This window comes from Nocardia farcinica, assembly GCF_029867845.1.
Classification (GTDB): domain Bacteria; phylum Actinomycetota; class Actinomycetes; order Mycobacteriales; family Mycobacteriaceae; genus Nocardia; species Nocardia farcinica_A.
In genome coordinates, this window is the sequence record NZ_JARWRU010000834.1 from 1 (window position 1) to 1,180 (window position 1,180).

1 protein-coding gene is annotated in these 1,180 nt (G+C 67.3%); it reads left to right on the forward strand.

Annotated features, from left to right (window positions below):
• The first annotated feature begins 135 nt into the window (after positions 1–135).
• Positions 136–996: a HalD/BesD family halogenase gene (locus tag QH283_RS18170; protein WP_280504185.1), complete on the forward strand. Its 861-nt coding sequence runs from the start codon at positions 136–138 to the stop codon at positions 994–996.
• Positions 997–1,180: the final 184 nt, after the last annotated feature.

Genomic DNA, 1,180 nt, shown 5'->3' on the forward strand with positions numbered 1-1,180 from the left:
TCGGTCTTTCGGTAACCGACTGAGCGCCAGCCGAATCCGCGCGCGCATAGCCGAAAAATCGCGCTGAGACGGTCTTCACCGATGATCTATCCCGATTCCGGGCGTGTCCGAGAGGCGCTGACCGACAATATCGGTATGGCAACGATCGGCGTGCTGGACGAAATCGTCGACACCGCAAGGTATCCGCTGCGGGAGCCGGGCGGCGCGCGGTGGCGGGAGGCGGTCGCGACAGCGCGGGCCGAGCTCGCCGAATCCGGGTGCACCGTGCTCCGCGAGTTCATCCGCCCCGAACTGCTCGACACCCTGCGTGAGCAGGGTGAGGGGATGGCCCCGCACGCCTACTACCGCACCGAGCGGGTCAACGCCTACAACATCCCGCTCGACACCGAACTGCCGTCGGACCATCCCGGCCGCATCGTGCTCGAGCGCGGCAACGCCTTCGTCCCGCGCGACCGCATCCCCGCCGACTCGCTGATCCACCGGCTCTACGTCGACGCGCACTTCCAGCGCTTCGTCGCCGACTGCTTCGGCCGCGACGAACTGCACGAATACGCCGACCCGCTGGCCGGGTTGTGCCTGAACGTGGTGGCCCCGGGCATGTCGCACCCCTGGCACTTCGACACCAACGAGTTCACCGTCTCCATGCTGACCCGTGAGCCCGACGCGGGCGGCGTCTTCGAGTACTGCCCCGGCATCCGCACCCCGGCCGAGGAACACTTCGACGACGTGCGGGCGGTGCTCACCGGCTTCGGCGGGCACCTGGTGCGCCGCCTCGACCTGCGCCCCGGCGATCTGCAGTTGTTCCAGGGCCGCTACTCCCTGCACCGCGTGTCCACGGTCTCCGGCGCCTCGCAACGCCATTCGGCGATCTTCGCCTACACCGACCGTCCCGGCGTCATCGGCACCGTCGAACGCACCCGTCAGCTGTTCGGCCGCGTCCTGCCCGAGCACGTCGCCGCGGCGGAGGCCGTCAGGAGCGACCGACTACTCGACTGAGTCAGTTCCGACCCGAAGGGAAACCGAGACACGTGCCAGTGCCGTTACACACCACCGGGAAAGCCTCGTTCGACGACATCTACGACCGTCCCGACCCTCGCGAGTACTACGCCAGGATGTCCGAACTGGACTATCGGATACCGGAACTGGCAAGACCCTTCTTCGAACAACAGATCCGCGACTT

What these genes read in the sequence shown, in the direction of transcription:
- QH283_RS18170 (WP_280504185.1), top strand. Translation starts at nt 136, where the DNA reads ATGGCAACGATCGGCGTGCTGGACGAAATCGTCGACACCGCAAGGTAT.